Annotated in this window: 16 protein-coding genes; 10 read left to right on the top strand and 6 right to left on the bottom strand. The window is 59.0% G+C overall.

The genetic code is table 11. From position 1 onward, the window contains the following. The first annotated feature begins 24 nt into the window (after positions 1-24). Positions 25-720 (top strand): tRNA (adenine(22)-N(1))-methyltransferase, encoded by a 696-nt coding sequence (locus tag B0D71_RS03470; RefSeq protein WP_338066698.1) that lies wholly within the window; start codon positions 25-27, stop codon positions 718-720. A gap of 129 nt (positions 721-849) precedes the next feature. Here B0D71_RS03470 and B0D71_RS03465 read toward each other — a convergent pair whose 3' ends face one another. Further along, positions 850-2,043, bottom strand: coding sequence for a DUF2252 domain-containing protein (locus tag B0D71_RS03465; protein ID WP_240635663.1), 1,194 nt, complete (start codon positions 2,041-2,043; stop codon positions 850-852). 905 nt (positions 2,044-2,948) lie between these two features. Here B0D71_RS03465 and B0D71_RS03460 point away from each other — a divergent pair. Further along, on the top strand, positions 2,949-3,593 hold the full coding sequence (locus B0D71_RS03460) for a hypothetical protein (protein ID WP_103393478.1): 645 nt from the start codon (positions 2,949-2,951) through the stop codon (positions 3,591-3,593). Positions 3,594-3,699: 106 nt separating this feature from the next. Here the strand turns inward: B0D71_RS03460 and B0D71_RS03455 are convergent, their stop codons facing one another. Continuing rightward, on the bottom strand, positions 3,700-4,617 hold the full coding sequence (locus tag B0D71_RS03455; protein WP_103393477.1) for a LysR substrate-binding domain-containing protein: 918 nt from the start codon (positions 4,615-4,617) through the stop codon (positions 3,700-3,702). A gap of 412 nt (positions 4,618-5,029) precedes the next feature. Here B0D71_RS03455 and B0D71_RS03450 point away from each other — a divergent pair, with 412 nt between their 5' ends. The 5 genes from B0D71_RS03450 to B0D71_RS03430 all read left to right on the top strand — a co-directional run bounded on the left by B0D71_RS03450 (position 5,030) and on the right by B0D71_RS03430 (position 8,917). Beyond that, complete coding sequence (locus tag B0D71_RS03450) at positions 5,030-5,485, top strand: Ohr family peroxiredoxin (RefSeq protein ID WP_103393476.1); 456 nt, start codon at positions 5,030-5,032, stop codon at positions 5,483-5,485. Positions 5,486-5,636: 151 nt separating this feature from the next. Then, a complete protein-coding gene (locus B0D71_RS03445; protein ID WP_103393475.1) occupies positions 5,637-6,959 on the top strand; it encodes an epoxide hydrolase family protein in 1,323 nt (440 codons plus the stop codon). Between the two features lie 400 nt (positions 6,960-7,359). Further along, positions 7,360-7,800 carry an Ohr family peroxiredoxin gene (locus B0D71_RS03440; protein WP_103393474.1) on the top strand — a complete coding sequence of 147 codons (441 nt, stop codon included), beginning with the start codon at positions 7,360-7,362 and terminating at the stop codon, positions 7,798-7,800. A 78-nt stretch (positions 7,801-7,878) separates the two neighbouring features. Beyond that, on the top strand, positions 7,879-8,331 hold the full coding sequence (locus tag B0D71_RS03435) for an Ohr family peroxiredoxin (RefSeq protein WP_103393473.1): 453 nt from the start codon (positions 7,879-7,881) through the stop codon (positions 8,329-8,331). A 127-nt stretch (positions 8,332-8,458) separates the two neighbouring features. Further along, entirely contained in the window at positions 8,459-8,917 is a 459-nt protein-coding gene (locus tag B0D71_RS03430; RefSeq protein ID WP_103393472.1) for a MarR family winged helix-turn-helix transcriptional regulator, read from the top strand. A gap of 68 nt (positions 8,918-8,985) precedes the next feature. Here B0D71_RS03430 and B0D71_RS03425 read toward each other — a convergent pair whose 3' ends face one another. Beyond that, a complete protein-coding gene (locus tag B0D71_RS03425; RefSeq protein WP_103393471.1) occupies positions 8,986-10,446 on the bottom strand; it encodes an L-lactate permease in 1,461 nt (486 codons plus the stop codon). Positions 10,447-10,577: 131 nt separating this feature from the next. On the opposite strand from B0D71_RS03425, the gene B0D71_RS03420 reads away from it, so the two are divergent. Then, positions 10,578-11,066, top strand: a complete 489-nt coding sequence (locus tag B0D71_RS03420) for an Lrp/AsnC family transcriptional regulator (protein WP_103393470.1) — start codon at positions 10,578-10,580, stop codon at positions 11,064-11,066. 178 nt (positions 11,067-11,244) lie between these two features. Here B0D71_RS03420 and B0D71_RS03415 read toward each other — a convergent pair whose 3' ends face one another. The 3 genes from B0D71_RS03415 to B0D71_RS03405 form a co-directional block, all read right to left on the bottom strand. Beyond that, a complete protein-coding gene (locus tag B0D71_RS03415) occupies positions 11,245-12,219 on the bottom strand; it encodes an NADP-dependent oxidoreductase (RefSeq protein ID WP_103393469.1) in 975 nt (324 codons plus the stop codon). Between the two features lie 68 nt (positions 12,220-12,287). Beyond that, positions 12,288-12,932 (bottom strand): Dabb family protein, encoded by a 645-nt coding sequence (locus tag B0D71_RS03410; RefSeq protein WP_103393468.1) that lies wholly within the window; start codon positions 12,930-12,932, stop codon positions 12,288-12,290. Further along, complete coding sequence (locus B0D71_RS03405) at positions 12,922-13,266, bottom strand: hypothetical protein (RefSeq protein ID WP_103393467.1); 345 nt, start codon at positions 13,264-13,266, stop codon at positions 12,922-12,924. The genes B0D71_RS03410 and B0D71_RS03405 overlap by 11 nt, the downstream gene beginning before the upstream one ends. A gap of 185 nt (positions 13,267-13,451) precedes the next feature. Between B0D71_RS03405 and B0D71_RS03400 the strand changes: the two genes are divergently transcribed. Beyond that, positions 13,452-14,462, top strand: a complete 1,011-nt coding sequence (locus tag B0D71_RS03400; RefSeq protein ID WP_103393466.1) for an AraC family transcriptional regulator — start codon at positions 13,452-13,454, stop codon at positions 14,460-14,462. A gap of 88 nt (positions 14,463-14,550) precedes the next feature. Then, entirely contained in the window at positions 14,551-15,615 is a 1,065-nt protein-coding gene (locus B0D71_RS03395) for a YCF48-related protein (RefSeq protein ID WP_103393465.1), read from the top strand. Positions 15,616-15,625 lie beyond the last annotated feature (10 nt).

Raw genomic sequence — 15,625 nt, 5'->3', positions numbered from 1 at the left:
GCTCGTGGTGAAAAGGGGCCGCAGTTGAACGAACAGACATTGTCCATGCGCCTGGAACGCGTGGCGGTACATGTGCCAGCCGGCGCGCGCCTGGCCGATATCGGCTCGGATCACGGCTACCTGCCGGTGGCGTTGATGCGCCGTGGCGCCATCGCAGCGGCGGTGGCTGGCGAAGTGGCGTTGACGCCGTACCACGCGGCCAACCGCACCGTGTGTGAGAACGGTCTGGACTCGCAGATCACCGTGCGCCTGGCTAATGGCCTGGCGGCAATCGAGCCGGGTGACGGGATAACGGCAGTCAGCATCTGCGGGATGGGCGGCGAAACCATCCGCGACATCCTCGACAGCGGCAAGGCGTACCTGAGCGGCCAGGAGCGCCTGATCCTGCAACCCAACGGCGGCGAGCAGCCACTGCGCCAATGGCTGATGGACAATGGCTATCGCATCCTCTGCGAGGAAGTGCTGCGGGAAAATCGTTTCGACTACGAAATCATCGTCGCCGAGCGCGCCGGGCCGGTGATCTACACCGCCGAGGAGCTGTACTTCGGTCCGGTGCAGATGCAGGCTCGCAGCCCGGCGTTCCTGTCCAAGTGGCAGCGCAAGCTGCGCCAGAAGCACAAGACCCTGAGCCACTTTGCCCGAGCGCAACAGGCCGTGCCCGAGGAAAAGGTGCAGGACATCGCGCGTGAGGTCCGGTGGATCACCCAGTTGCTGGCTTGAGCCCGTTCCGGGATTTTGAAGGGCGCTGACTCCCGGCATGACCCAACCGCTGACCAGGCACGGGAGTCCTTGTGACTCCCGTGCTCGCTGACTGACTTTGTAGGGCCGATGACCGATGGATCGGCCTCATCACTCTTCTTCCCTGAGTGCGTTGATTCGCCCTGATTTTTCCGCGGCTATCAGCGCAGCATGGTCTTTCGCATTTTGATTGGCATAGGCGATGGAAAACTTGCCGATGGCCTGGTCGAAGGAATCCTGTTTGCCCAGGTAGCCACTGATGAGCGCCGCGTCCCCGGATTTGGCGTGGGCACGGGCGAGGGTATGCCCACACCATTCGGCGTACATCTTCATTCGCGTGGCGGAAATACCTTCGATGGGGGCTGACATTTTCATGTCTCGCAACTGGCGTACGAAGAAATGCCGGCCATTCTGTCCGCGTGTCCAGCCCAGAAAGATGTCGCTGGAGGACTGCATCAGCCGCTGTCCCGTGACCACACGCTGCCCCTGGTTCTCATAGTCGCTCTTGCCTGCATAGGGCGCCAATACCGAGGGGCAGGCTTCCTTGAATTGCAGGAGCAAGGGGTGGTTTTCCGCAGAAAAGAACAGGCCGACAAAGCAGTAAGTTCCCACGCTCCCGATCCCGACGGCTTTGACGGCGATGTCTTCGAGACGGTAACGATCGAATAGCACCCGCCGTTCATGGGGCAGCGACAAGCGATAATCATGCAGGGCGATCCGGACTCGCTGCTTGAAGCCCTTTTCATACACATGGAAAAGCAAGGGCGGTTGATCGATCAGTCGCCGTCGCCCACCCACTTCGCTGCTGATCTTGGGGTAGAGGTAATCACCGAGACGCATCTTGGCCTTTGCAACCAATTGTTCGCGAATTTTCCTGATCTCGGCATTGGGTGCCATATCGATGATCGCTTGGGCATCCAGGCGGTCATACCAGACATCCAGCGGGCCCATTTTGGAAAATTTGCGCAGGCTCTCGCGGTAAGCACAAACGCATTTGACGGCAATGCTTCGCGCCTCTTTATCGGTGAGTCGGTTATCGCGTGCGGCCACGACAAAACTGATGGCCAGGCGCTTGACATCCCATTCCCAGGGGGCCGGGAGCGTTTCGTCGAAATCGTTGATGTCAAAAATCAGATTGCGCTCAGGTGTCGCGAACAACCCGAAGTTCATCAGGTGACAATCCCCACAGGCCTGCACCTGAACGCCAGTGGTCGGGGTAGTGGCCAGGTCGTGCGCCATCAAACCCGCGGAGCCGCGTAAGAAGGTGAACGGACTGCGCAGCATGCGCCCGTAGCGCAGCGGCACCAGGTTGGGCAGTCGAAAGCGGTTGGATTCTTCGAGCAGTTCGATAGGGTCGCGGTGTTTGCTTGGCGGTTTCCATTCGGCATGAACTGAATGTGGCAGACGTTCGCGTAATTGTTCGCCTGCGAACAGGCGCTCCTTGCGCGAGAGAAAAACCGACTCGTCACCCGTGTCGTCGACAGACTTGCTTTTGCGGGGGGGCATGTCCACTCCTTTGCTCAACGAAGGCTGACTCCCTCGGGCACAGGATCTGGTAATGCGACTGTTCCATCAGCCTTCAGGGCACGCCTGCACGGGTGTTTCGGAAAGAGTCGAAGCAGTTGTTCAAGCGTAGCAGTTCCGTTCCGGGATGCTGTATTGCCAGCATTGAATCGGCGTGACTGCGAGTGGGGCAAAGTTCGCTGTTTGCAGGCTCGGATGGAGGGAGTTCCGCGAAAAATCCGCTTTTTTTTCGGCATGAAAAATGAAACGTTTCAGCCGCTTGGCGACGGTGGTTTCAGCCAATGAAACCGGGCTACCGGGGTGTTGGATTCAGTACCGTCCGTCGAGGTTTTTGTTCGAAAAATGAACGATCGGGATATGCTGGGCTCTGATCTTCCAGCAGGCGGATCCTTAGAGCTTCGCACTGCACTCCCTAGTAACTAAGAAAAATGGACGTATACCTCATCTGCATTGAATGGAATGCGCATGGGGATTTTTTTTACCTGAGACCTGGAGTGATAGTATGCCGTCATCACTGAGTCGCTGGGCGAGTCGCCCTCTCCTGTACTGGTAATACCCAACTATTTTAGTTGCTTTAATCAATGTGAGTTTGATTGTGCAGGCGTGATTAACTATTTCGCGTTCCTGGGGCATGGTCAATTCACACTGCCGCAATAAGTGGAGATGTAATCGTGGATATTAATACAATGATCGGCCTGCTTGGCCAGAAAGAATCCATGGAGTTTATGCGTTTAGGAGTTGTATACGTACACCTGTTGGCTTGTTGCGTAGCTATTGGTCTGGTGTTTGCCAGCGATGTTGCAATGGTCAAGGATCTATTGAAGGGCCGCGTGTCGTCCGGGCACGACAATGATCATATGGCCAGTCTGCAGAAGTCTGTTTCCAATGCGTTGCTATTCTTGTGGATCACCGGTGCTGCGATTATAGGTATTGATTACCTTGATAAAGGGATGACCTATTTTGCCAACCCTAAACTTCAAGCCAAAGTCATTATTGTCTTGTTGCTGACATTCAACGGCATGCTGTTGCACCGTTATGTATTGCCGGCAATGCTGAAGGCCGGATCGTTGCTTGATCTCCACGTCAATGTACGTATGTTTGCCCTGTTCTCTGGCGCACTGTCCGGCGTGTCCTGGTTGTATGCCGCCATGCTCGGTGTCGGTCGACCACTGGCCTGGAAGTACTCGCTGACCGAACTGTTGATGGCCTATCCGGTATTGATCGTGCTCGGCTTTGCGATGATGTTGGCGCTGACCCAGTGGGCCCGCAGCCGCAGCGCGGCAGCACCTGCCGAAGAGACTTGGTTGTTCGCGGGAATCCCTGCGCGATGAGCGGACGTTAGTCCAGGTAAAGACGCCTCAAGCCGTTTGCACCTTTGAAACATCAGACCCCCTCCATGCGAGGGGGTTTTTGTGTCTGTGGCCGATTGCTTTCCGCTCAGCCTTTGGCGCGGTGACGCAGGCGCGAGTATGAAATCAGCATGCTGGTCAGTTCTTGTGTCACCTGGCTCATTGGCGACACTCGACGGCTGACCAGGCTCACCTCGCACGATTCCAGCGGCTCGCGAATCGAAAGGCTGACAAGCGTCGAGGAAAACAGCTTCATGCTGGCAAGCATGCCTGGCTCAATGGTCAGGTAATCCGTCTCGCAAACCATGTGCAGGATTTCCAGCAGCGATTCGCCAGTGATCGCGATGCTCGGCGGTGGCAAGCCCTGAGCCCTGAACAGCTCGATCAGATGCTTCTCCGCGCTACCGATAACCCCGGCCGGGCGCACGCTGACCCACTGGCAATCGACCAGGTCGTGCAGCGAGCGGGCATCCGCCAAGGGATGGCCTTTGCGCGCAATGATGCTGGTTTTCGTGTGGTAAAGCCGCTCGATATGCAGGTCGATATCACCGACGTCGGGATTGAGCGGGCACATCACGAAGTCGAGTCGACCGGCGCGAATCATCTCGATCAGCATCTTCGTCCCGCCACTGGCAACGTGGAGCTGCACGTTGGGGAATCTGCCGGTAAAGCTGCTGAAGACCGGCATCAAACACGCAGCCAGTGCTTGCGCCGAGACACCCATTGCGATCTGGCCTTCGTGCATTCCGTTGCAATGCCGGACGTCTTGGACCGCACGATCGCAATCCAGGATGATCGAGCGTGCCCGGGTCAGGAATACCTTGCCGGCCTGGGTCAGGCTGATGCCTTGACTGGATCGCACCAGCAAGGTGACACCCAATTCTCTTTCCAGACTTTGAATCGAGTCCGTCAGCGTGCTCTGGGCCGAGTTCAGCTGCCGTGCCGCCGAACGAAAGCTGCCCATGTCGACCACAGAACACAAAGCTCTAAGCTGAATCAACTTCATCAACCACCACCTTTGGAGCGGTTACCGGTGCACTCATCGCGAGGTTTATCGAGCGGGCTTTTGCAGACGATTGGGGTTTGAGTGAATGACAGGGCTTCCTCTGTTTTGCTCATGGATGTTTCCTCGGGACCTGGTTCTATTTGAGTGGTGCGGTGGGTCATGGATGAATGATCGATAGCGATGCAATCGTATGCGATACGAATATGTTCAATCAAAGACCGAATGATGTCAAAGCCGATGTCGAGTCCTGGCGACGGGCGGTGCGAATGGCTGCGCAATGTACGGAAAAGCCGAAGGTGATCGGTTTTTCCGTTCTATTCGTTGCCGCAGACTGAGCTATAAAATCAATGCCGTCAGATAGTTACGGAACATTCCTGTATCTGAATCTCGTTCAACCCACCAGGAAGCACAGATGAGCAAAATCGAAAAAGTACTGGCCACCGGCAAGGCTCACACCACCTTGAGCAACGGCGGCACTACCTCGCGGGCGCATAACGGCAAACTTGATATCGAACTGTCGTCACCCGGTTCCACCCAGCCGGCCCATGTGTTCGCCGCCACCCAGCCGCACCCGACAGCCGAGCAATTGTTTGCCGGTGCATGGGCGGCCTGCTATATCGCCGCACTTGGCGTGGCGGCCAAAGAGTTGAAGGTGGTACTTGCTGCTGACATATCCGTCGACATTGATATCGATCTGGGACAAACCATGGACGACGGCTACCGGCTGCAGGCTGGTTTTAACGTCCACCTGCCAGGTCTTCCTCATGAAGTCGCTTGTGCTGTTGCGCATGCCGCAGACCAACTGTGCCCATACTCGAAGGCAACACGCGGCAACATTGATGTTTATTTGAATGTCCAGACGTCGTGATTGAACTTGCTACTGCTCTGCCACCTGCGCAAATTTTTACAGCATCCCTATACATAATTGTTGTCGATAGTGTTCTGTGAAGAGTTCTAACTCATAGCGGCTGTCAATCAAGAATTGGCTCTGCGTGTGATTTCACGCCTTGGGAGCCTGTATGCCAGGACGCATCAAACAACCTTACCTGACCCGCCGCAAGTTTTGTGGCGCAGCTGCACTGACCTGTGCTGCTGCGCCCTTGGGGCTACTCGGTTTTTCAAACAGGACTGAAGCTGTGACTGATATTCTAAAAACAACAACTAGTACTTCAACTGAAATACGTCCGTTTAATTTTACTGCCACAGAGGCCGATCTATCGGAGTTGCGTCGACGTATAGAAGCAACAAGATGGCCGGACAAGGAAACAGTCAGTGACTCATCGCAAGGTGTGCAACGGGCAACGATCCGCAAACTGGCCGAACACTGGGCAAAAAAGTACGACTGGCGAGTGATTGAATCGAAAATCAACGCCGTTCCGAATTTCATTACCAACATTGACGGCCTGGATATCCATTTCATTCATGTCCGGTCAAAACACGAGAATGCGTTACCACTGCTTATGGCGCACGGTTGGCCTGGATCGATCATCGAGTTGATGAAAGTCATCGGGCCACTCACCGATCCCACGGCGTACGGTGGCAACGCCTCCGATGCATTCAGCCTGGTGATTCCGTCGATGCCAGGTTACGGTTTCTCGGAGAAACCAACCGTGGGGGGCTGGAACCCCGTGCGTATCGCCGATGCCTACGTCGAGTTGATGAAGCGTCTCGGATACACCCGCTACGGGGCGCAAGGTGGGGATTGGGGATCTATCGTTGTCGATCTCATGGCGGTCAAGGCACCACCTGGCTTGATCGGCATTCACTCAAATATGCCTGGCGTCATCCCGCCTGAACTGGATGCCGCGTTGTTTCGCGGCGAGCCGGTACCCAGCGGTCTTTCCGGGGAAGAGAAACGCGCGGCCGATCAACTGGCCAACACCTACAAGCATATCGGCTACGCAATCATGATGGGGGACAGGCCGCAGTCGCTGACAGGCCTCGCTGATTCACCTGTCGGGTTGGCGGCCTTCATGCTCGATCACGATCCTAAAAGCTACGAGATGATCGCGCGTTCCATTGACGGACAACCGGAAGGCCTTACGCCCGATGACGTCCTCGACAACATCACGCTGTTCTGGCTGACCAACACGGCCGTTTCCTCGGGCCGGCTCTATTGGGAGAACAAGTCGACATTCTTTGCCGTCAAGGGCGTCAACATCCCGGTGGCGGTCAGCGTGTTTCCCGATGAACTGTATGCGGCGCCGCAAAGCTGGACGCGCAAGGCCTATCCCAAGCTAGTGCATTACAACCAGCTGCCCAAAGGCGGGCACTTTGCCGCGTGGGAGCAACCGCAGCTTTTCTCACAGGAAGTGCGTGCCGGATTCAAGTCGCTCAGGTAACTGACGGGCCCGGAGCCGTCCTGATACCCGGTGTGCGGTGATCAGGACGGCGCGCTGCGCATTGCAGGGGAGGGCTGCAAGGTCACAGCGAACCTACCGCTCATCGACAAGGCATAAAATAAACTTTGACATCATTGGGGCTTTGGTTGAATATTCATCCATCGCATGCGATTTAATCTAGTGCGTAGCAAATCAACGACAACCCTTGCCGTTTTGCGACACCACCATGAACACCGGGAGCCGCCGCACAATGTTTATCTCTACCGCTCAAGCTTTCCATGGCCACAACGGCAATAACTGGATCATTGCACACCCCCATTGATCGACGTTGTCTTTTTAAATATCAAGTTAGTCGTACACGATATAATCGCACAAAATACAAAATCCTGAGGAACCCCCCATGAGCAAGATCGAAAAAGTACTGGCAACCGGCAAAACCCACACCACTCACAGCGTTGTCGGCGGTCACAACGGCAACCTCGATATCGTACTGTCGTCACCGGGTTCCACCCAGCCGGCCCACGTCTTTGCCGCCACACAGCCACACCCGAAAGCCGAGCAACTGTTTGCCGGGGCCTGGTCGGCCTGCTACACCGCGGCAGTGGGGCTGGTGGCCCAGGAACGCAATATCGTCTTGCCGGCGGACATGGCCGTCGACATTGAAGTGGACCTGGGCCAGACTGGTCCGGCCTATTTCCTTCAGGCCCGACTGACCCTGCGAGTGCCAGGGCTGGCACACGATGTCGCGACCGAGCTGGCGCACATCGCCGATTCCATCTGCCCTTACTCCAAAGCCACACGCGGCAATATCGACGTTGCCCTGAACGTTATTACGGCGTGATGCCCGGACGCATCACTAATGTCGCATACGATGCAAGCGCATACGAATCTAACTGACTGTAATCCTGAGGGAATCATCATGAGCAAGATCGAAAAAGTACTGGCCAGCGGCAAAACCCACACCACTCACAACAGCGCAGGCAATACGTCGCGCGGGCATAACGGCAACCTCGACATCGTGCTGTCGTCCCCCGGCAGCGACACACCGGCACACGTGCTCACCGCCGTGCAGCCGCACCCGAAAGCCGAGCAATTGTTCGCCGGAGCGTGGTCGGCCTGCTACATCGCAGCGGTGGGGCTGGCAGCCCAGCAGATGAAAGTGACACTGCCTGGCGACACCGCCGTCGACATTGAAGTCGACCTGGGCCAGACCGGCGCAGCTTACTTCCTCCAGGCGCGACTGACGTTGCGTGTGCCGGGGCTGGATCATGGCGTGGCGACTGAGTTGGCCCACAACGCCGATGCAATCTGCCCATACTCCAAGGCCACACGCGGCAACATTGATGTCGCTATCAACGTCCTGACGGCATGACCCACTGCACGGCCGACTCACCGGGGATTTTCCTGGTGGACCGGCCGTCGGTGTTTATGCGCACTTCCGATATCATCGCGTACGACGTATAGTTTCAGCCTCGCCAGACTGAGCAAAGAGAACGTCCATGAAAAACACCGACAAGCCATCCGCCCTGGATCTCAAACTCACCGACTTCCTGTGTTTTGCGGTCTATTCCACCAACCTGGCCTTCGGCAAGGCCTACAAGCCAATGCTCGAACGGCTCGGCCTGACCTATACGCAATACATCACCCTGGTGGCACTCTGGGAGGAAGACAACCAGACCGTTGGCAGCCTCGGCGAAAAGCTGTTCCTGGAATCCAATACCCTCACGCCGATCCTGAAGAAGCTCGAAGCGATGGGTTATTTGCTGCGCCAGCGCGATCCGGAAGACGAACGCCAGGTGCGGATCAATCTCACCAAAGAGGGCCGAAAGCTGCGTGAAGGCCTCACCGAAGACGGCTTCCCGCAAACCGGTCTTGACCCCGACGACTTCGTGCAAATGCAGAAGGCCATTGTGAAGTTGCGGGGCAATCTCATCCGGACGACGAAAGACAGGGAGTAAGTGGTATCGAGTCAAGGCTATGAGTGGCCCCTGATTTTCGGGGCTCGCACTCATCAGCCAGCGCACTGCTACCCAAACCATCCACTGAGCAACGCTGCACCCAACGCGACTAATGCGGTGTTGAGACAGGCCAGCGCGAAGCCAAACCTCACCAGTTCGCTTTCTTCCGTAGCCTGGGTTTTAGCCAGGCCCAGGATCAGCATGACGATCGACAGCGATCCCAGTGCAGCGTGGCCTGCCGCGCTGTTCTGTACCGCTGCCAGCAACAGGCGAGAGGGTTCGGGCAACATGGCGATAGCCGGCATGAAGATCGCGTTACCGCCCACGTTCGACCCGGTCATGTAGCCAGACAGCGCGCCAAGCAAGGCCACCAGCGATGTTGCGGCGGTGGGCGAAAGACCCGCGAGCAGTTGCATCAAACCCGTCAGGAAGCCGGCCTTCACCATCATCTGCGACATCGCGAGAAAGAAGAAAATGGTCAACAGCGGCCGCTTCGCCCGCGCTGCCAACGCGGCAGGCACGTTGAATTCGGGCGCTGTCCGGCGTTGTCTGTCTCGCGTGTGAAACCCCAGCCAGACCAGCAGCAGAAGCAGTGCCAGCCCGGGGGAGGCCAGTGGTTTCCAGGTGACCTGGGCGCCCCGTACGACCCAGAGATCCTGCCAGGCGGTGAGCGCCCACAGCATCTTCAACGCAACAATGCAGACAGTCAGCGCCAGGTATGGCCATGCCTGACTTGGCCATTGCACTGCACTGCGTTCACTGTCGCTGCGGTGCAAACGCCACAGCCCGGCGCAGAGTACAGCGACTGCCGTCGCCAGCCCCGCGGTAACACCGGCAACTTCCGGCCCCAGCCAGCGACTGGCACCGTAGAGCACACCCACAAACAACAGCCAGAAAGCGCCCAGCGCCGTCCATTGCCGCGACTCACGAACCCCTGCCAGAAACAGCGACATCACACTGAGCGCCAGGAATACCGGTGCGCTGGCCAGTGCCGAGGTCGAAGCCAGCGCGGTGACGTCCACATGAGCCAGCGAGGCGCCGATGACCGAAGCCAGCCCCAGCGTTCCCCACGGCATGATTGCCATGCCGGCCAGCGCGATGCGCAGTGCGACCCTGCGCTCGAAAAGGCTGAGCAGCAGCGGCACTGTTGCAATCAACGACACACCGAAGCCGGTCATGGCTTCCAGCAACGGTGCCAACCCGAGGACGATGAAGGCTACCTGATCGCCAGGTCGCAATCCCAGTGAACGCACCCATTGGCTGACCGCCAGGTTGGTACCCAGGCGCTCGATATAAATCACGAAAGCCAGACCCGGTACGATCACGAACGCGGTACTGGCGAACAATACGGCCGTATCTTGCGCGGCGGCCACCATACTGCCCAAGTGCCAGGCGTCGGCAGCGCCGGCGAGCCAAAGCACCACGACCAGCAACGAGCCGGCGATAGCGGCATGAACGGGCGGCCGGCGCAGCAAGACGAGCATGGCCGTCACCAACAGGACAGGGGAGAGATGGAACAGTGCGACCATGGGGAAAAAATCCTGTGTGAGTTCCCTTACAGGCTGCGAATGCAGGCTCTGGGCAAAATAATATTTCTCACAGCTGGATAAAGGGTCGCGGTTTTCTGCTAGTTTTCGAGAAAATTTCTCGCGGGCCGATCATGGCAAAACACGACGCTGCATCTGAATCGCTGGATAAATTCGACCGCGCTATCCTGGAACTCGTCCAGCGCGACAACACCATGGCGCTGCGCCTGATAGCCGAGCAGGTCAATCTCTCCACGGCCGCGGTCCAGCGCCGCATCAAGCGGATGGAAGAGAAGGGCGTCATCACGGGCAACATCGCCATCGTCGACCCCACCGCCGTAGGGCGCCCGATCACGATCATTGTCGAAGTGATGACCGAGCGCACCAGCCTCGCAGAACTGGAAGCGATGAAGGCACATTTCGCGGTGCCTGAAGTTCAGCAGTGCTACTACGTCACCGGCGAAGTGGATTTCGTCCTGGTGCTGACGGTTGCCAGCATGCAGGAATATCAGGCGTTGGCGCGGCGCTTGTTCGCCGAAAATGCCAACGTGACCTGGTTCAAGACAATCGTGGCGCTGGACCGGGTGAAAGTCGGGCTTGCGGTGCCGAGCACGCCAGGCTAACCGCTGCTTCAACATTCCACCGGGCACCAAGTGCACAATCCCCGATTTTTGCTTGTCAAACCGGTAGCTGTGGGAGCGAGCCTGCTCGCGATAACAAACGGCCAGGCGCCACAGCTTTGACTGACCAAACGTCATCTCGAGCAGGCTCGCTCCCACAAGTTTTGCGCTGCCCTTTCCTTTATTCTGCAACCTGCAACACCAGCTTCACCTTGGCGTTGCCACTCTGCAGCAGGTCATGGGCCTTGGCTGCGTGTTCCAGCGGCAGAACTTCGAAGCGTGGCGGCTGGACCTGACCGCTTGCCAGCAAGGCAGCGATTCTGCCGAGTTGCGTGCCGCTGGGCATCTTGCTGTAGGTCACGGCGGTGCGCAGGCCACGTTGTGCTGCGCCAACATGATCCGGGCCGGCATCGTCCTCGGCCAGCGTCAAGATCGAGACCAGTATGCCCCCCGGTCGCAGCAGGTCCAGGCTGTCAGGCAAGCTCCCGCAGCCGACGCAATCGAGCACCAGATCCACCCCGTCGGCAGCCCACTGGCGAGTGGCGACAAGAATATCCTGCGCACGGTAGTCGATGCTGAGTTCACACCCCAGGGACTCGACGTAATTGCGATTGCTGGCGCCACAGGTTGCCGCGACTTGCGCGCCAGCGACTTTCGCGAGCTGGATCGCGAAGGTGCCGACGGCGCCGCCACCGCCGTGGATCAATACCTTTTGACCTTTTTCCAGGCCACCATCTTCGAACAGCCCGGCCCAGGCCGCCAAGGCGGGCGTCGGCACCGCCGCCGCCTGGGCAAAGCCGAGGTTATCGGGCATTTGCACCACCGAGTCTTGGGAAACACAGACGAACTCGGCATAGGATCCCCACTTTCCGGCACCGACATCACTCTGGGCAAAAACCCGTGTTCCCTCGGGAAAGCCGCATACCCCTTCACCGCATTCCTCGACCGTTCCGGCCAGGTCGAAGCCCAGGACAAAAGGAAAGGCGTAGGTGATGAAATGGCTGAGATAGCCCTGGCGACATTTCCAGTCCGCCGGATTGACGCCTGCGTTGTGCACACGAATCAACACTTCCCCAGGCCCTGGCTCGGGCCGCTGGACTCGGGACAACTGCAATACCTCGGAACTTCCCAGGCGATCCATCACGACTGCGCGCATCGTTGTACCTCTCTCTGGAGTGGTTTTATAAAAAAGGTGGGTGGGGCCGCGACGCTGCACTGCCCGAGTCATCGCAATGCCTTTCTATTAACAGGCAGCGTGAGGAGGCTGGTTGTTTGCGCGCAGAAGGCATGGGCAATCGCCTCCACGGTCCATTCGGGAAACTCCGGATCGAACCAGCGATCGACCCAACCCCAGTGGAACGGATGGGTCAGGTACTCACCCAACAGCCCGTCGACGCTGGCGAACTCCTGCTGCCAGACGTGCGTCCAGGTACTGTCCGAGCAAACGCGGCTCAACTGCCAGTTACCGATGCTCGCGATGTATGACGGCATGCGCAGCAGGTCTTGTTCCAGTGCAGCGACAAGGTTGCGGTCCTGGTCCGGGCGCACTCGAAACAACAAGGTGCGCCAAATGCCGTTTTCCAGGCCCACGGCACGCTGGCCACCGCCGATTCGCCGGTACGCGACGCGGTCGATGCGTGCAAGGGCGGACAATTGCGCCAGGCTGGCGGCGGTGCTGGCCTGGTAGGCATCGCTGACAAAGGACAAGTCCAGGGTGAAGTCGCCAGCACCCCAACTGCCTTCAAGATTTCGCCCCAGATTGAAATGACTAAGGCCGGGCAAACGTTGCAGGTGATGCTGCAAATCATCCTGTAGCGTCTCGGGCGCGAGACCGGGGTTGAGGTAAAGCTGCACGGTTTCATTCCACATGCTGCGCCACCTCGGGGCTGGCCAACGGCTGATCGGCATCGCCCAGCACATGCCGTTGGCGATGTTCGCTGAGCGTGTCCACGGTGGCCCAGAACTCCGGCACTTCGGTACCTGCGCCCAGGCGCATGCCGTAGTAGCCCCACACGTCGGGCACTTGCCACAACAACCAGAGCCGGTTGCGCTCGCCAGGCACTGCAACGGGAGGCGAGACCCAGCGTTGCAGCAGCGTCAACCCGCGGGAGCCTGCATTGGGCAGGTAACGCTGGTCGAGCAAGGTCAGCACAGTGGGCAGGTGTTCGGCGTCGAGGAGGATTTCGTCGAGTATCTGGATCATGGCTTGCCTGTACTGTGATCCGGCGTCAGGCTGGCATGGCCCGGCAAACGGGAATTGGCGAAAGTCATTCTTTGAGCGCTCCGATGATTCGTTTGGGTCGGACGCCATTAATCCACACGCTTTTTTGCAGCACCGTCACAGGATCAATCAGTAACCGCTACTTCACCGATCAATATGAGAATTGGATGATGGTTTTGCGATCACCACAGGCCGTTCACGTACCCCATGGGCTGAGCACTCGATTACTTGATGAATTGCAGCGCAATAGCCTGCCTGGTGCGGGCAAGCGCGGAGCTGACCGGGCGCTCTCGGCCGACGGCTTCGTGAAGCTGTTTCGCGAGGCCATCGAACAGCTGGAAGCCCAGGTGGCCAAGGGTGAGAGCCATCCACCGATGCGCAAGCAGGAAGTGGACCTGATGTGCCGTTGCCTGCTCAGCTGCGGCACCCTCGGCGAGGCCATCGATTGCGCCGCCGAATTCTGTGCGATGTTGTTGCCTCGTGCCGGCAAGCTGAGCCTGGAGCGGCGCGGCGAAAAGGCTGTTTTTCACATGGACTCGCTGCGCCGCACACGCAGCTCCGCCGCTTGCCTGGTCGACCTGACCGGGCTGTTCTGCTACTTGCAGTTGTTCGCCTGGCTGACCGGCAACACCCTGCAGGTGGACAGCGTATTTCTCGCGCATCCGAAGCGCGAAGATGCCATGCCCTTTCTCGGCCTGTTCGACGCGCCGGTCGCGGTCGGCAAACGCACCTATGGCTTCAGCTTCGAGGCCAGCCTGCTCACGCGCCGGGTGATCCGCCAACCTGTGGAGCTGGGCGCGTTCCTGGTGGATTTTCCCTTCCGCCTGGTCGGCGCCGAACCCCGCGTGGTGTCTGTGACGCAGCAGGTTCGCGGGTTTCTCGAGGCGGCGCTGAGCCACGCGCAGGAACTGCCGACCCTGGGCACGATCGCCACGGCGCTGGGCTTCAGCGAGCCGACCTTGCGCCGTCACCTGGCGGCCGAAGGTGTCAGCTACCAGCAGTTGCGTCGGCTGTGCCTGTGCGAGACGGCGCAGCGCTGCCTGCGCGACACCGACTGGACCATCAACCGGATCGCCGATCACCTGGGCTTCAGCAGTGAGGCCGCGTTTCGCCGCGCGTTCCAGGATTGGACCGGACAAGCCCCCAGCCGCTATCGCGCGAATACCAACAGCGGCTAGCTGAAACCATCGTCTAATCGGACGATGGCCGGCCCTGCGCGGCGCGGCTCTACTGGTGTCAATCGAACAGCCAGTAGGAGCAGCAGGAATGGGCAGTCAACCGCAAACCCGTTTGCCGGTCAGTCGCCGACAAGGTCCGGTCGAGGTGGACGTCGGCGCCTCTTCAGGGGCCCGGTACAACCCGTCGCGAACCTGGTTGGGCTTGTGCATGGTCGGCATGGTGGCGGTGGGTTCGGTCGCCTCGTTTCTGCCGCGTCCCATCCCGGCGGTGCCACCGACTCGAGTTCAACCGCAGCAGATGTCGATCAATGGCGTGGCCCAGGCGGGCACCAATCTGGTGGCTGCCGGCGAATTGGGCCACCTGTTCGTCAGTCGGGATGCGGGCCGGCAGTGGGACGAGGCAAGCGTCAGCCCGCAGCGCGGTTCGACCCTGACCCAGGTGTTCTCTGCCAACCCGGCGCTGGCCCTAGCGGTCGGTCACGATGGCTGGATCTTGCGCAGTGAGGACGCCGGCCAAAGCTGGAAGGAAGCCAGCTTCGACGGTGAAACCGGCAATGCCTTGATGAGCGTCTGGGGAAATCCCGCCGGTCCGTTCTTTGCCGTTGGCAGCTTTGGTGGCTTCCTCGTATCGACTGACCAGGGCCAGACCTGGCAACAGCGCAACATCGGCCTGGGCGATCGGCATCTGTATGGCGTGGCCGGAACCGGTCCCGACAGGATGATGCTGGTCGGCGAAAGCGGCCTGGCTGCGCGCTCCACCGATGGCGGTCAGAACTGGACCCGCCTAACCGGTTTTTACACGGGCAGCCTGTTCGGCCTGTTGGCCTTGTCGGGTAACGACTGGCTGGCCTTTGGCATGCGCGGCAGGGTGTTTCGCAGCATTGACTTTGGTCAGTCCTGGGCACCGATCGAGTCGGGTACGGAGCGGGCGCTGTACGGCGGCACGCTGACCCGCGACGGCCGTGTGGTGTTGGTCGGGGAGGGTGGTGTGGTCACTGTTTCAGCCGATCGCGGTGCAACCTTCCAGTTGTTGCACGCCGGTAGCGGGCCCACGTTCTCCAGTGTTGGCCAAACCCATGACGGTCACCTGATTTACACCGGGCAGCAGGGCATGACCTTCGAAAATATCCCCTTGGCAACGTCGAATCACTGACGGATGCGAG

Origin of the sequence: Pseudomonas laurylsulfativorans (assembly GCF_002906155.1) — a bacterium.
Taxonomy (GTDB): domain Bacteria; phylum Pseudomonadota; class Gammaproteobacteria; order Pseudomonadales; family Pseudomonadaceae; genus Aquipseudomonas; species Aquipseudomonas laurylsulfativorans.
This window is presented reverse-complemented; position numbering and strand designations above follow the sequence as displayed.